The following is a 15,919-nucleotide window of genomic DNA, read 5'->3' on the forward strand; positions in this document are numbered from 1 at the left end:
TTTAACCTCTATACGACATATGAAAAATTTCTAAACAAGCGCCACCATGACAAAACGATTCTTTGCCTTATGCTTCACCCTTGCCCTTTCCCGGGCACAGGCACAAAATACCCAATGGGTATATGATTTCGGCACGGCCGCGGCCGCGCCCTACTCGTCCACCACCTACAGCACCGGCTATTTGCCCGCTCCCCAGGCGGGCGGCGGAACGGCGGGCGTTCGCGCCTGTTCGGCCACGGACGGGCCGGTGGAACTGGTGACCGCCGGCCTGGCCGGCGGCGCCGGGGCCGAACTGAAAATGACCGGGGGCACGACGGTCAACGGCGCCAAATTCGGGCTGGCCGCTTACAGCGGCACCACCGTCGGCACCTTCCAGTGTACCTTGAATATGGCCACCGGCACCAACGGGCGTTACGTCATCTTCTGCGGCAACGGCAGCAATTTTGCCAACGGCAATGGCCTCAATATCGCCCAGGTTTTTGCCGCCCTGCGCCTGTCGCCCAACGCCACCGGGGTAGCGCTCGAATGGCTGTCCAATGCCAGCACCAGCGCTCCCTACACCACCAGCGGGCTTGCCCAGACCAGCATTTCCAAAAACCAGGTATACCTGCTGCGGTTCTTTATGAACAACGGATATACCAACGCCCTTTATACCACCGGCAGCGGCGCCGGACTGGTCACCCACAGCCTGGCGGCCGGGACCTTCGATATCTGGCTGGATGACACAAAGATCCTGGCCAATGCCGATGGGGCCGCCGGCATGCTGCCGCAGGGAACCGCCGTGAACAGCATGAACCTGTTCAACTCGGTTTTGGGCAGCTCCGCCCCCACGCTCCATGTGGACGACATCCGTTATGCGAACTTTTTGCCGGATGCCACGCCGCCCCCGAACCAGGCACCGGCCGTATCCCTTACGGCCCCGGCACCCAATGCCCCCTTTTCCTCTCCTGCCCTGGTCGGCCTGGGCGCCGATGCCGCGGACGCCGACGGGACCATTACCAAAGTGGAATTCTTTCACGGCGCCAACAAGCTGGGTGAGGATATGACCCCTCCCTATAACCTGGATTGGAGCAATGTTCCTTCCGGCACTTATTCCCTGACGGCCAAAGCTACCGACAACAGCGGGGCGGTCACCACATCTGCCCCGGTAACCATAACCGTGGCGGACAACGGACCCCTCGGCGGCATTGGGGCCCGGTACCGCAGCTGGCTGCTGGATGAGGGCGCCGATTACAGCATTGCCGCCGTCAGGGACCGGTACAACCGGTTCATCAGCTCCGGCCTTTCGGCCCGTAACCTGTCGGGTTACGATCTCCTCCAGCCCGGCGCTGCCTGGAACTTTCGCACCAGCAGTGCCGATGAGACTTCCTTTTCCAACCTAGTGGAACAGAAGCTGATCCGGCTGGTGTTCCTCTACCAGTTGAAAGGACCCGCTTCCGCTCCGAACCCGAATTACCACAGCCCCACGCTGAAGGACACGATCCTGTCGGTCTTCAACTACCTCCAGGCAAAGGGTGTCGGCAGCACGACGGATTTCGTGATTGACGAAACCGGGGCCACCGAATCGGTGGACATCAACAACAGCGTGGCGCTGCGCACCTCGTCTTATGCCACGGCGGTCCTGCTGATGAAGGACGAACTGAAGGCGGCGGGCGCCTTCCCCCACCACCTAGCCACCCTGCAGGCGCTCACCTATTTCCTGGACCCTGCGTTTCCAGGCTTCCGTTTTACCTATCCCGGCTTCAACACCGACGTGGTACGGGTGTCCACCCAGCAACGGCTTTGCTACATCCTGGCGCAGGACGACACCTGCAGCAACCGTACGGCCAACATGGACCACCTGAAAAATTTTCTGGACAACGCTGTACAGATCAGCCGGGGCTGGAGCGACTGCATCAAACCGGATTTTTCCACGTACCACCACCGCGGCGTATATTCCAATACCTATGGCGAAAATGCCCTGCACCAGGTGGCGATCCTGAACCTGATGGTAAAAGGGACGCCCTACGAGCTGGACGCAACGGCCCAAAGCAACCTGAAAGCAGCCGCCCTGGCCTATAACCAATTTTGCCAGGGTTTCGAGATGCCCCGAAGCCTCGGCGGACGCTTCCCGTTGAACACCGACGCTGCCAACGATATCCGGCCCACCTATGCCTACCTGTACCTGGCCGACCCGGTTGCCAACGAGGATGCCGGGAGGGAATTTGTACGGCTGTGGAATATTTCGACCGCTGCCAATACCGCCCTCATCCAATCCAACACGCTCAGCATCAACCCGTTTCACAGCGTGGGCGGGATACAGCAAATGTGCGCTGTGCTGAATGCCGGCCTGAGCCCCCTGCCCGAATGCCTGCAGGGACAGTTCAATTTTCCCTACGCCGGCCTGAGCGTCCATAAACACAACGGCTACCAGGTAAGCGTGAAGGGCACCAGCAAGTATATCTGGCATTACGAGAACAGCGCCACGGAAAACATTTTTGGCCGGTACACGTCGGCCGGGTCCCTGGAGATCCTGGCGACCGGAAGCCCGCTGACCCATGAAAGCAACGGCTATACCGAAAACGGTTGGGACTGGTCGCGCACGCCGGGGGTGACCGCCGCCTACCTGCCCCTGAGCGTGCTGGGAACCGGCACCCACCGTCTGTTCAGCGGCAAAAGCTTCCTGGCCCATGCCTCCCTGGACAACGAGGGTGTATTTGCCATGGACTACCAGGATAAGAACTCCGCCACCCCCATGACCGGCCGGAAAACGGTCTTTTTCTTCAAGGATAAGCTGCTGTGCATGGGCTCCAACTTCACCAACCCCGCCGGCACCTATCCCCTGCAAACCACCCTGTTCCAGACCGCGCTGGCCGACACCAACACGACCACCTATGTAAAGGGGGAAGCGGCTACCGGCAGCGCCTACAGCTTTACGCAAACAGGCGGCGGCTTCTGGGCTACCGATGCGGCAGGCAACGGTTATGTGGTGCCGGCATCGGCGGCCAATACCGATTCCATCACCGTGTTCCGTACCATTCAGCAATCGCGCAACCAGGCCAATACCGCCACTACCACCGGCCATTTCACCACCGCCTATATCAACCATGGCGTGGCCCCCGCCCATGCCCGATACGTGTACGGCCTTGCCCTGCAGGCCGGTGCGGCGGGCACCCGCGACTTTGCCGACAACTTCGACACTTACTTTCACGTACTGCAACAAGACAGCTCTGCCCATATTGGGCGCTATGTCCCGGACAGCACGTATGGCTATGCCATTTTCAACCCTGCCGCCCGGTTTTCCTACGACCTCGTCAAAAGCGTGGACAAACCGGCGGTGGTGATGACCCAAAAAACGGAGCACGGCAACCGGCTGAAACTGAGCCTGACCAACCCCGACCTGGGTTTGCTGGCATCCCATGAAAACTACACCTTCAACCAGATCACCGGCAATCCTTCCATCCTGTACCGGACCCCTCCGGTGGAAGTGGTCAGGCTGACCCTTTCGGGTAAATGGCTGCTGGAAAATCCCGTGAGCAATGTAACGGCCACCATCAGCGGCGACAGCACCGAAGTCTCTTTCAGCACCACCAACGGCTTCACCATTCAAACCAGCCTGGTAAAAGCAACGCTGGCGGTGACGGCAATGACCGACCGGTTCAAAAGCACCGATGCCGGCGGCTGCACGTATACCGTCCAGGGCAGCGAGCTGGATATAGCCGCCACCACCAACTGCGGATCCCTCACGTACAGCTATGCCCTGAGTGGCGCCACCACCGCCACCGGCACCCACTCGCTGGCCCATGCAACCCTCCATAAAGGCACCACGCTGGTAACCTGGACCGTGATGGATGGCTGCCAAACGACCATGGCTGCTTCCTTCAACGTAACCGTCAACGATACGCAGGCGCCCGCCATCACCCCTCCTGCGTCCCAAAGCTTCACTTACCAGCCGGGGAACAGCTATACGCTTCCCCCGTTAACCGCCCAGGATAACTGCGGCATTCAATCCACCACCTTTGTGGTGGCAGGGGCCACCACCCGTTCCGGCACCGGCGCCGATGCCAGCGGCACCTTCCACCCGGGGGTTTCGGTAATTCAGTGGACCGTCACCGACTTTTTCGGAAATACGGACACCGCCACCCAATCCGTCACCATTAGCGAGCCTGCATGCACCGGGCCGCATCCTCCCAAAAATCCACCGGGGGGTATCCGGAACGGCCGATCGCAAAAGGCAGGAACCAGCGCCCCCTTCGATATACTGCTGGCTCCCAACCCAAGCCCCGGGGCATTTACGCTGCGGGTGAACAGCAGCAGCGAGGAAGGTATCCGCATACAAATAGCCGATGTGGAGGGACGCATCCTGAAAACCCTGACGGCAGCTCCCGGCAAAACCTTTCACGTTGGCCACGACCTGGGGAGCGGGATTTATTTCGCGGAAATCATCCAGGGAGATCAACGAAAGGTGCTAAAACTCATCAAGCTCTAATTCCCCCGAAAAACGAAGCCGGCTCTTCACCAGGAGCCGGCCTTTTTTGGGAGGGATCGGAACCATGCGCCTGATTTACTTTATCAACCTATGTCATCACCTTACTTACAGAAACAATTGCAATGAAAAAAGTGTCCCTTGGTTTTTTCCTGTCGGCATTATTTTTTGCCGCCGCTGCGCAGCCACGCACGCTGCTGGTATCCAATCCGTCCCCCATGGAAAAGAAGGAGGAGGTAATTGATATCGACTGGCAGCTGGTTACAACCGCCTGCCCCACGCTGGATACCGGTAATTTTAAAGTAGTGAACGCCCGCTCCGGGAAAGAATACCCCTACCAGCTGGAGTATAAAGGAACCTCCCGGGTACACAACCTGCTGGTGCAGCTGACCCTGCCCGCCAACGCCACCGTGCCCCTGCAACTGGCAACAGGAAAACCCCGGCCAGTGGCTGCAAAAACCTATTGCCGTTATGTTCCGGAGCGCAAAGATGATTTTGCCTGGGAAAATGACCGCATTGCGCACCGCGCCTACGGGAAGGCATTGGAAAATACGCCCGCGGAAATGGCCTATGGCGTAGATGTTTGGGTAAAGCGGACCCACCGGCTCATTTTGAACGAACGCTACCAGCGCAAGGGCAACTACCATGAGGATAACGGTGATGGCCTCGACTACTACCATGTGGGCTTGTCCCTGGGTGCGGGCGCCATTGCCCCCTATATCCACGACACCCTCTGGTACCCAAAGAACTACAGGGGCTGGAAGGTGCTGGACAACGGCCCGTTGCGCTCCACCTTTCAACTGTTTTACGAAGAATGGACCGCCGCCGGGATTCCGCTACGGATGACCAAAACCATTTCCATTTCCGCCGGCTCGCAATTGAGCAGGAACGAGGTTAGCTGGGAAACAGGCCGGACCGACTCCCTGCCGGTGGCGGCGGGGATTATTAAAAGAAAAGAACAAGGCGAATTGTTGCTGAACGAACAGGAGGGCATCCTGGCTTACTGGGAACCCAGGCATGGCGCCGATGGCACCACCGGGGTAGCCTGCGTGTTGACCACGCCGGTAACAGCAATGCTGGTCAATAAAGAACACGCTTTGGCGCAAACCTTCACCCGCAACCAGCAAAACCTGGTCTATTACCAAGGGGCAGCTTGGGATAAGGCCGGGCAAATCGCTTCGGCACCGCAATGGTTTCACTATCTGGCCAATTTTAAAAACAACCTGAACCACCCAGTCATTATTTCCCTTAAGACCGGGGAGAGGAATCCTGCCACCCGCTGAGCCATCAAATGGGTGGGTGGGCGATCGGTTTCAAGCCCTTTCAACTTGCAGGTGTCCGCAACCTGTATCGCTCCTAGTACAGCCAGAAAATATTCCTGAAGCCTTCGGGCTTAGAGATCGGGACAGGCGTATTCGGCCAAGACCTTGTGCCGTCAGGCCCTGGTAGCCCTGCATGACGCCGTAAACTTCCAGTCCATGGTAAATACCGGTCCGTACCACGGCCCGGACGGCGGCATTCATGCCGGGGACATCACCACCAGAAGTCAGTACCGCAATGCGGTTCCTTTTCATTTGCATGGTTGCTATAGATCTTTTTATGCGGTACACAGGAAGGTATCCGACGTTTGCTGCAGGGAACAACCATGGTCTTTACCATTCCTTCCATTTCGTTCCCACACCAGGGCACTGGCGCCCAGGATAGCGGCATCCGCTTCCCTGAGCTCACTGAAAAGAAGCTTTACCTTATTCCGAAACACCGGCAGCAGGTTTTTTTCCATATGCTCCCGTACCGGGTTCAACAGCAAGTCGCCTGCTTTGGTCACGCCGCCAAAAAGTATGATCGCCTGCGGAGAGGAAAACATCACGAAATTGGCCAGGGCCTCGCCCAGCACCTGCCCGGTAAACTCATAAACCTTACGGGCCAGTTCATCGCCCTTCCGGGCACATTCGTACACCAACCGGGCACTGAGCTCCTCATCCGGGAAAGACCGCAACAAACTGGGTTGCCCGGCACTGTCAAACAAGATGGCAGAAGTGGGATGGAGCAGTGCCTTTGCAGTCAGTACGATGCCGGTGGCCGAAGCATAAGCCTCCAGTGATCCCTGCAGCCCCGTGGACCAGTGTCCCCGGCCCCCTGGCCGGATAATGGTATGGCCCAGCTCACCGGCAAAGCCGTCATGCCCCAGCACCAGGCGGCCACCGGATACGATGCCGCTTCCCACGCCGGTACCCAGGGTAATGACCATAAAGTCGCTCATGCCTCTTGCCGCCCCGTACAGCCGTTCTCCAACCGCAGCGGCATTGGCATCATTGGTCAGGAAGCAGGGTACGCCGAACTTTTCCCGCACCAGTGCAGCCAGGGGAACAGAGCCTTTCCAGTTCAGGTTCGGCGCCTGTTCGATGGTGCCGGTATAATAATTGGCGTTGGGCGCCCCAATGCCAATGCCTTTAATGTGCTGCTGCCCCACGGCAATAAGGGCAGGCTGTAAAGCGGCATGCAGGGCGTCCACGAAGGCTTCTGCAGTGGCATAGGCAGCTGTGCCCAGGCTGCCGGTGTGGGAGGTTTCGCCCCGGTGGTTCACCACACCAAACTTGGTATTGGTCCCTCCGATATCCACGCCGATGGCGTATGGTTGTACATTGTTGTCCATGATAGGTTCAATTGTCATTAATAAATAGACCCGGCTTCTGGCGTTGCATGTGGCCGGCTTACCCGTAAAGGGTTAGTGTCCGCCCCCGGCCGGCTTATCGTACTGAATACCGGCCCGTTGCAGGATAACCTTAGCCCTGACGGCATAAAAGGCCAGGTAACCAAAGCAGGCGACGCCCACCAGGTACGACCATTGAATGCCCAGCAGGTTCGCCGAGGCCAGGTACCCCTGCAGCAGGCTGATGACCCCGCCTCCCATGATCATCATGATCAGGAAAGAGGCGCCTTGATTGGTATGCCGCCCCAGTCCCGCAATAGCCAGGGTAAAGATGCAGGGCCACAGGGTGGAGCAGAACAGGCCCACGGAGATAAAGGCGTAGACGCTGACCATACCCTCGGAGAGCATCCCCAAAAGCAAAGCCGCAATGCCCAATAAGGAAAAAAGAAGTAACGGAAGAGAGCTTAAACACGAGAGCGGCCAGCAGGAAAAGTCCCCCCAAAATCAGGTAAGGGGTTTTCACCGCCCCTATATCGGCAACCCCTGCCGCTGAGCCGCCAACAGAGCCAAAGATGGCCACCCCTACCAGTACGGGCCCAATGGTAGTGCCAAAATTGTTGATGCCGCCGGCCAGGCTGAGACGCTGCGCACTCTGGTGCCGCGGTCCCATTACGATGACCAGGGGGTTGGCAGCGGTCTGCTGCAGCGAAAAGCCCAGGCCTACGATGAACAGGCCGGTGATCATCAGGGAAAAGGAGGCGGATTGGGCGGCGGGGTAAAACAGCAGTGTGCCCAGGGCCGATATAACGAGGCCCAGACAGATACCGTTCTTGTACCCCAGCTTACTTAGGACATCGCCCTTGCTCCATTTACTGAGGCCAAAATAAAAAAGGGCCCCGACGGTGTAGGCTACATAAAAGGCAAAGGAGATCATTTGGCTCTGCCAGGCCTCGGGCCGCAGCTGCTCCTTGAAAACGGGAATGAGGATGTCGTTGGAGGCAGCTACAAAGCCCCAGAAAAAAAATACGGAAATCAGGACGCCGAACTGCGACCATTTTGTTTGGGAGAAAGACATAAAAATAGAAGTGTTTTAACTTAACGGTCTGGTAGGAAAGGGAAACCACGGAAGCCTTTCTGGGCATTACTTTATTTTGATGATCCGCACGTAATCAAGCAGGGCCTCATTAATGTCGCCGTTCATGTTTTCGTTGTAGGGTTCGAAGCTGAGCGAAAGTGTATGCCGGCCTTTGCTCAACGTAGTTTGCACGGCATTGCTCCAGCCCCAGGCGCTCCATTCCCCTTTGCCTCTTTGCGGCAGCACTACGGTACCTAAAAAGTCGGCGCCACTCTTCAACGTGCGGAGGGCGCACTTGTTCTCCGTATTGATCGGACCATTGCCATTGGCATAGCGGAAATCAATGGCATAAACGCCTTCTTCCGCTATAGTCACCGGGAAGGAAAGGGTGGTATTCTTAGCTTTGCTGATCTCCACGAAGCCCGAACCTGAAAAGCCTTGATGGGGCAGGGAGGCCTTCTCTGCGGCTCGTTCCAGTTCATAGACCACCGCCGCCTTTTGACCTACCACCAGCACCGGCTCGCTGGCGAATGATTCCACTCCCCTTGCATCCACGGCAATCACCCCATACTCGGCACAGGCACTATTATGAACAGGGAAACCGGGTTTTTTCATACGGGCCGCTTCCTTGCCGTTTTGCAGTAATTTGTACGAAACCGCCCCCTTTACTTCCTGCCAGGAAAGGGTGTTGCCTTCCAACCGTACCACGGGCGCGGGCAGCGTCACATAATGGGATACGGTATTTGTTCGCCCCCCCGGTTTGTTGTTTGCCAAAACGATCCGGATACGATGCCGGCCTTCCAGGTCAGCGGGGACAATTGCAGCGGAAGGCTGGCCATCGAGGGTAAAGGACCGGATGGTATTGCCATAGCCCTCCAGTTCAATATCCAGCACCGCTTTGCGATACGTAAAGTTCTTCAGGCTGCGGCCTCCTTTCAGGGCAGCGGGAACAAAAGGACGGAAAGCCAGGCCATCGGCCGTGAACTCCATGCCGAAAATGATCTTGTGTATCAGGCCAATGCTTCCGGAAAGGCTCCAGAGCATGTTGCTGGAATTGATCTGCGTGGCGGAAAAATCGCCATTGGAACCCACAAAGTTCTCTTTGTTGGTCCCCCACAGGGCGGCGGGGCGGTAAATGGCACTGATGCTTTGCAGCACGGCTTCTTCATTGCCCGCCCTGGCTGCTGCCAGGGCCCAGTAGGATTGCACAAAGGGCCAGACGGCATTGTTGTGGTAAGGGGGAATATTGGGGATCTGCGGGTAAATGCAGGGAATACCAAAATTCATTACCGGCGTTTTACGGATGATGTCCTTTTCCCTGTCTTTACCGGCAATACCAAACAGGACGCATAAGGCTTCACCCAAGGCCTCCGAGCGGGGCGACAGGATCTTTGCATGCCGGCCGTACAGGTACTGGCCGTAATACCCTTTGTCGGGCATCCACAGGTATTTGTTGATGCCTTCCTTTATCCTTTGGGCAACACCCGTATACTTTTGGGCAGCGGCCCGGTCTCCCATGCGTTCGGCCATGCGGGCGAGCACCGTATTCACCTGGTAATGCACGGCATTGGTTCCCAGGCATTCGGACTCGTAAATGTCTGCCGGCTGCATCCAGGCCGGATAGGTCTGCTCCCGCCAGTCCAGGAAGGATGATTCTCCTTTTACCAGGCCGGTAGCGGGGTCATAGACAACTTTATAGTCATCTTCCAGGGAGGCCCGGATGATGCTATAGGCCTGTTTCAGCCAGTCCTCATCGCCGGTAGCGGCATACAATTCCCAAGCCGCCACCGCCCAGATCATCCTGTCGGAAGAGGCAGGCCATGCGCCGCCCGTGCCGGTATCCTGGATGATTCGCCCGTTCCTGTTTACTTTGCGCATCAGGCTGTAGCGCGAAACTTTCGGCTGCAGGTGCGCCATGGAAAGAATAATGCTGTAACTGACGTCCCTGGTCCATACGCCCGACCATTCTTTGCCCGTACGGAAAGTACTGTCAGGTTCAACGGCCTTTTGCATTTCCTCCAGCGCTAGGTTGTACAAGGCATCGGAAAGCGGATACCCGGACCGGTAGGCTGGAAAGGCGGAGAGGTCTTTGGAAAGGGTCCAGGCAGCGGAGGTTGATTTTTCTTCTTTAGGATCGTTCAGCATTATAGTGGTTCGAAATATGCCATCGCCATCCTTATCTTCCAGTTGTAACCCGGGCCTGTTCGCCAGGTTGTTAAAATCCCACATCAGGGGAGCTGTACTCCCGGCAACGTAAACTCCTTTGAAATCCTGCTTGTAAATTTTATCTCCATTATAGGTAGTGTAGTATCCCTGGTTTTCGAAAGCCTGGAGCACCGCTCTCATATCCAGGTTGATGGTAAAGGCGGTTTGGGGTTTCAGGTAGGTATTGTCCGGCAGCGGCCGGTCGCCCACCAGCTGCTTTCCAAATGGGATGGGCGGGGTTTCGGCCGGACCCTTATCCACCACGAAGTGATGATCCATGCCGGAGATCATTTCGTTGTCCTTTCCATTGATGCTGAACTTGAAGGTAACGGAAGGCGACAAAAACTCGTTTGCAGGACTTTTATAATTGGAGGTCAGCGCTGTCGGGGACAGGGCCTTGCCAATGAACCGGTTGTTTTGCACCACCCGGTCGGGGAAAACGGCAAATGCATCGTTCTGCCAGAGGGGTTTCAGGACCGTTTGCGCACTGCAGAGAGAGGAAAAGACTACGAGACAAAGGACGAAAAGAGGTTTACCGGGAAATGGCATAATGCAAGCGTAGATTTGTAGTGATGACTTTTACCCTTATCCTGCATCAATCGGAGAACAGGACCGGGAAGTTGCGGACACAAAGGACTCCATTTTTCTTTTTTTAGTATTATCTGGCCGTTTCAATAAGTTTTCAAACCGTATCATTTTTCACCACAGGACATTTTCTGCTATACCCATACCATTAAATGAAGAGGTGCATCAGGCATGAACAAGCCCCCGGCAGAGCCGGGGCTTGTTCATCAGGGCTTTTCTATTTTACCGGTTGGTATTCCGTTTAGTGGCGGAGGAGCACTTTCTTCACAACAGGTGCCTTATTGCCCTGCTGGATCCGGGCGAAGTACACGCCGGCGGGGAAAGCAGCCACATCGATGGTGTGCACCCTTTGGGTGATATGCTTACGGTATACTGCCACACCGGACGCATTCAGTAACACCACTTTTCCGGAACCTTCGGGTACCTCCAGGGTGAGGGTGCGGCTGGCCGGGTTGGGATACAGCTTCACCCCCATGGAGCCGGAAGGCAGTTGCATGCTTTCCGGCATGGTGGCAGCACGGGCCGACACGGGAGCCGGGGCACTTACCCATTCCAGCTTCCATTGCTGGTGCGGCACCGCGGTATAAGTATATTGCTTTACCAGGCCGCCATTATCCTGGGAGGCTCCGTAAGTATCCAGCACCTTCCCGCTGTTGCGGTTCTCTATTTTGAAGTAGCCTTCGCCCACATCCACCAGTTTCCATTGCTGGCTGGGAAAATTGCTATATCCCACCCACTGGTGCACCGTGGTGCCATCGGTAAGCGAATCGCCGGCCACATCCAGCACTTTTCCGCTGTTGCGGTTCTCCACCGTATAATAGCCGTCGCCTGTAGCCGTCAGGGTCCACTGCTGGCTGGGCATGGAGAAGGCCTCCCACTGGTGTATCAAGGCCCCGTTGGCGGTGGACTGGGCCGCCACATCCAGGGCTTTGCCGCTGTGGCGGGCTTTGACCTCATAAATGCCATCGGATATACGTTCGTTCACCACCGCGTACGCCAGCGTCTGGGGGTTGAAGGTGATGCTGTAATACCCCTTGGCGGTCAGGGTGAAGTGGATGTTGGCACCGCCACCCGTTGTGGAAACGGCGGTACCCGACAGCCCCTGGGCCCCTCCCCAGTCGTTGCCGCTCCAGTTTTCGGTATTGGCGAATTTCATATCGTGGTCACCCGGGTTCATCAGCACCCCGCCGATCTTCCAGGCACCATTTTGCAGGGTCATTTCCGAGCCTGCAGCATTCCAGTTGTTAAACGTTCCTCCCACGTACATGGCGGGCGGAGGCTGGGGCGCTACCAGCAGTTCCAGTTTCCACTGCTGGTGCGCACCGCCGGTATAGGTGTACTGTTTCACCGGGGCACCGTTTTCGGCGGAGGCGCCATACACATCCAGCACCTTTCCGCTGTTGCTGTTTTCAATTTTATAATAGCCGTTGTCCAGGCGGGTCAGGCTCCATTGCTGGCTTGTCACATTTACGTTCTGCCATTGGTGCACACCTGCGCCATCGGTGGTAGCACTGGCCACCACATCCAGCATCTTCGCGCTTTTTATATTCTCCAGTTTGAAAGCACCATTACCGGCATCGGTTACACGCCACTGCTGGCTGGTAAAATCGGCAAAAGGCTGCCACTGGTGCACCAGGGCCCCGTCAGCCAGGGAAGTTTCCACCACGTCCAGGGCCTTGCCGCTGTGGCGGGCAGAGAGGCGGTAAATGCCCCCGGAAGTTGGGTCCAGCGACACCTTCAGTACCACGCAGCCATGGGCGGGAACGGTGGTGGTGAAGGACTTCATCTTGCCCAGGTCGGCATGCTGCCACAGGTCTCGCACGTTGGCGGCAAAGCCATTGAAGCCCAGGGTGCGGAAATCAATGCTGCGGGTGCGGGCGGTATTTTCGCGGTTGAACAGGCCAATGACCCAGTCGCCGTTGGACAACTGGCCGGTCCACACCTGGCTTCGGTCATCGGCAGGGTCATTGGTGAGGGGCTTGCCCATGAAGCGGTCAGCGTTCAGGGCCAGCAGTTCCTGGTTCTGATAGAGCCAGAGGTCCTGCCCGATGGTGTTATACCGGTCCGAGACGGAAACCGGGCCGCCGGCGATCAGGTTCAGGGAGATCACGGATTTCTTTTCCTCCACGTTCGCGAAGGTGTTCAGGCTGATAAAGTCCCCGTCCAGGATGGTGCTGTCTTTGCCCGTGAACTGCGACCAGTAGGTGTAGCCGTCGAAAGGGTTATAATACTGCGACCACCAGGTATGCCGGATGCCCCGTTCCAGGTTGTTGAAACGTTCCCAACTGCCGTCTTTACCGGCATCCTCGTTGATGCGGTACATATGGCCATACTTCCGTTCCAGCTCGCCATCGTTTTTGAGGTGGGGCATTACCAGGCTGAGAAACATGCCATTGGCATCGCAGGCTTCGCGCATCCAGCGCAGGGCGGTATCGTAATAAGCCCGCGGGCGCTTGGGCCCTACAGAATCGGGAGGGTTCCTGGAAAACCAGGCTTTGTCGAAGCCGTCCTCGAACCACGACAGGAAGTCCACCCGCAGGAACTTCACCCCCATGTCGGCATAGTACTGGATATACCCCTTCACATACTGCTCCGCCCCGGGCCGCTCCACCTGCACCCATTTGAACCATTCGGAGTCCTCGGACTCGTTCATGATGCTGCTTATCGGAATTTGGGTACCCTTGATCAATTTGCCGGAATCGGCTGCCGTTTTATTGATCCAGAGGGGGTTGTTGTAAATGCCCAGCGTCATGCCCATACGCTGCAGGGTATCGGACCACCATTGATAATCATGGTTCCAGTTGCTGGAGTGGGTGGTGCGGTAACCGTTCTCATTGGTTTTGCTGTCATCGCCCCAGCCGTCGATACAGATCATGTTGTACCCATACGGCTTCAGGCTGTCCCGCATCCAGTAGATGTTGGCCTCCCATTCATTTTCGGGAATGTACCCATCGGTCCTGATGTTGTACTCGTAGGGGTTCCAGTACAGGGGCGGCTTAAAAGGGTTTTGGCGATTTTGCGCCCAACTAAAAGAGCTGAAAAAGCAAAAGAACAGGAGCACCAGAAAACAGAATCGATTTTTTTTCATACTGCAAGTTTTATGTTTAAGAAATCGTTAGGGAATGCAAATCGGTGGTGAGTAAAATTGGATGGGTGCCAGAGGAAAACCCGGCGTAAGTAACTGTAATGAACAGCCGAAAGAATAATAAAAAGTGCGGGCCTGCGCCCCTTCTTCCACCCGCACCTCGCGCACCGGCTCCAGGGCTTCGTTGACCACGGCAAAGGATTCGTTGCTGCGCTGGAACACGCCCGCCGGGGCATACCACAGTTTCACCACCGCCCCGCTGCACAATTGGAGCTGCACCTTGAAATTGTTTTCGCAATGAAAGACCACCAGGCTGCCGCTGGTGGTGTACGACAGGCATTTTCCCGGCCATAGCTGTGCAAAAGCGGCAGAGACAGTAAAGCAAGGGAAGGAAGTTCTGGAATTGCGCCAGGTCCCGGGCCGGGCAAGACAAACCCGCCCGGGAGCCGCTTCTATCAGGGTACGATCTTTACGACCACACAGCCATGGGCCGGCACTTCGGCGGTGAAGAAAGCCTGGCGGCCCAGGTCCTTGTGCTGCCAAAGGTCCCGTACCGCTGCGCTGCCCTTCAGGCCGAGGGAGGCAAAGTCGATGCTCCTTGTCCGGGGCTTGTCTTCCCGGTTAAAGAAACCCACCACCCAGTCGCCGTTGGACAGCTGCCCCTTCCATACCTGGCTGCTGTCCCGGGTGGGGTTATTGGTCAGGGGATGGCCGACAAAGCCGTCCTGGTTCAGGGCCAGCAGCTCGGCATTCTGGTACACCCACAAACTGTTGCCGATGGTATGGTGCTGATCGGCAACGGTTACGGGGGCGCCAGCCATAAGGCAGGCCGAAACCACGCTTTTCCGTTCATCGTCGCTGGCAAACGTGTTCAGGCGCAGGAAGTCGGGATCCAGGATCATTTTACCCTTTCCCGCCAGGTAGGACCAATATGTCAGGCCGTCCAGGGCATTGGCGTAGACCGACCAGCCGAGCCGTTTTTGGCCGCGGTCCTTCTCGCTCCACTTGGTCCATGTACCGGCGTCTGCATCCTCATTGATACGAACCATGTGGCCATACTGCTGCTCGCCCTCCGCCTCATACAGCAGGTTGGGCATCACCAGGCTTAAGAACATCCCGTTCGCGTCCGCTGCTTCCCGCATCCACTTCAGGGCCGTGAGGTATTGCTGGCGCGGCCGGGCCGGGCCTACTTTCCCGATGTAGCGGTCCTGGCCAGTTTCGAACCAGGAAAGAAAATCAATGCGGAAGTACCGGATGCCCATGTCGGCATAATACTTTATGTAGCCCTTTACATACTGCTCTGCGCCGGGGCGGTCCACTTGCACCCACTGGAACCAGGTGGCCTTTTCAAAGGGATTGATCAGGGTGGAAACGGGAATGTTCGTACCCTGGATCTTCGTAGCGGTATCCTTGCTGTCCACGTTGATCCAGAGCGGGTTGCCGTACATACCCAGGGTCATTCCGCGCTGCTGCAGGTGAGCCGACCACCAGGCGTAGTCGTGCTGCCAGTGGCGGGAGTGGGATTTGCGGTAGCCGTTTGCGGAGAGCTGCGAAACATCCCCCCAGCCGTCCATGCAGATCATTTTATATCCCAGGCTTTTGAGGTTTGCATCCATCCAGTCCACGTTGGCCATCAGGTCCTCCTCGGATATATAATTATCCTGGACCCCGGCCTTTTCCTTCACAATGTGGTATTCGTAGGGGTTCCAGTAAAGGGGAGCCTTGTAGGGGTTGGCCGGTATTTCTACCGCAGCAGGTATGGGAGCCTCGGCCTCGCTCTTTTTACAGTTGGTAAAAAGAAGGGCGGCAAAAAGTAAAGGAGAAAAAAGTTTCATATGAAGTAATGAATAAATC

9 protein-coding genes and 1 pseudogene are annotated in these 15,919 nt (G+C 56.9%); 2 read left to right on the forward strand and 8 right to left on the reverse strand.

Features of this window, described 5'->3' with window-relative positions; genetic code table 11:
* The first annotated feature begins 46 nt into the window (after positions 1–46).
* Together V9K67_RS15655 and V9K67_RS15660 are read left to right on the forward strand one after the other, a co-directional pair.
* Positions 47–4,468, forward strand: a complete 4,422-nt coding sequence (locus V9K67_RS15655; protein ID WP_336723986.1) for a polysaccharide lyase family 8 super-sandwich domain-containing protein — start codon at positions 47–49, stop codon at positions 4,466–4,468.
* Positions 4,469–4,590: 122 nt separating this feature from the next.
* On the forward strand, positions 4,591–5,748 hold the full coding sequence (locus tag V9K67_RS15660) for a BT3233 family polysaccharide utilization protein (RefSeq protein ID WP_336723987.1): 1,158 nt from the start codon (positions 4,591–4,593) through the stop codon (positions 5,746–5,748).
* A gap of 30 nt (positions 5,749–5,778) precedes the next feature.
* Here V9K67_RS15660 and V9K67_RS27250 read toward each other — a convergent pair whose 3' ends face one another.
* The 8 genes and pseudogenes from V9K67_RS27250 to V9K67_RS15700 all read right to left on the reverse strand — a co-directional run bounded on the left by V9K67_RS27250 (position 5,779) and on the right by V9K67_RS15700 (position 15,900).
* A complete protein-coding gene (locus tag V9K67_RS27250) occupies positions 5,779–6,045 on the reverse strand; it encodes a 6-phosphofructokinase (RefSeq protein WP_336723988.1) in 267 nt (88 codons plus the stop codon).
* Between the two features lie 17 nt (positions 6,046–6,062).
* Positions 6,063–7,118, reverse strand: a complete 1,056-nt coding sequence (locus tag V9K67_RS15670; protein ID WP_336723990.1) for an ROK family protein — start codon at positions 7,116–7,118, stop codon at positions 6,063–6,065.
* Between the two features lie 72 nt (positions 7,119–7,190).
* On the reverse strand, positions 7,191–7,523 hold the full coding sequence (locus V9K67_RS15675) for an MFS transporter (RefSeq protein WP_336724051.1): 333 nt from the start codon (positions 7,521–7,523) through the stop codon (positions 7,191–7,193).
* A gap of 118 nt (positions 7,524–7,641) precedes the next feature.
* Positions 7,642–8,190 (reverse strand): annotated as a pseudogene (locus tag V9K67_RS15680) (MFS transporter); the annotation flags it as partial.
* A gap of 66 nt (positions 8,191–8,256) precedes the next feature.
* Complete coding sequence (locus V9K67_RS15685; RefSeq protein WP_336723991.1) at positions 8,257–10,944, reverse strand: alpha-L-rhamnosidase-related protein; 2,688 nt, start codon at positions 10,942–10,944, stop codon at positions 8,257–8,259.
* A gap of 277 nt (positions 10,945–11,221) precedes the next feature.
* A complete protein-coding gene (locus V9K67_RS15690; RefSeq protein WP_336723992.1) occupies positions 11,222–14,068 on the reverse strand; it encodes an RICIN domain-containing protein in 2,847 nt (948 codons plus the stop codon).
* 27 nt (positions 14,069–14,095) lie between these two features.
* On the reverse strand, positions 14,096–14,344 hold the full coding sequence (locus V9K67_RS15695) for a hypothetical protein (protein ID WP_336723994.1): 249 nt from the start codon (positions 14,342–14,344) through the stop codon (positions 14,096–14,098).
* Positions 14,345–14,520: 176 nt separating this feature from the next.
* A complete protein-coding gene (locus tag V9K67_RS15700) occupies positions 14,521–15,900 on the reverse strand; it encodes a hypothetical protein (RefSeq protein WP_336723995.1) in 1,380 nt (459 codons plus the stop codon).
* Positions 15,901–15,919 lie beyond the last annotated feature (19 nt).

The sequence above is a fragment of the Huijunlia imazamoxiresistens genome (genome assembly GCF_037132455.1).
Classification (GTDB): domain Bacteria; phylum Bacteroidota; class Bacteroidia; order Chitinophagales; family Chitinophagaceae; genus Flavisolibacter; species Flavisolibacter imazamoxiresistens.